1 pseudogene is annotated in these 292 nt (G+C 64.7%); it reads left to right on the top strand.

The window, feature by feature from the left end:
- Positions 1-292: pseudogene (locus tag IF78_RS44740) on the top strand (alpha-1,4-glucan--maltose-1-phosphate maltosyltransferase); the annotation flags it as partial.

Raw genomic sequence — 292 nt, forward strand, 5'->3', positions numbered from 1 at the left:
CAAGAAGTACCAGGACATCTACCCCATCGCCTTCGACGCCGACCTCGACGGCCTGACCGCCGAAACCCTGCGCGTCCTGCGCCACTGGATGGCCCACGGTGTGCGCATCTTCCGCGTCGACAACCCGCACACCAAACCCGTCCTGTTCTGGCAGCGGGTGATCGCCGACATCAACCGCACCGACCCCGACGTCATCTTCCTGGCCGAGGCCTTCACCCGACCGGCGATGATGCACACCCTGGCCCAGATCGGCTTCCAGCAGTCCTACACCTACTTCACCTGGCGCAACACC

The sequence above is a fragment of the Streptomyces bicolor genome (assembly GCF_000719285.1).
Lineage (GTDB): Bacteria > Actinomycetota > Actinomycetes > Streptomycetales > Streptomycetaceae > Streptomyces > Streptomyces bicolor.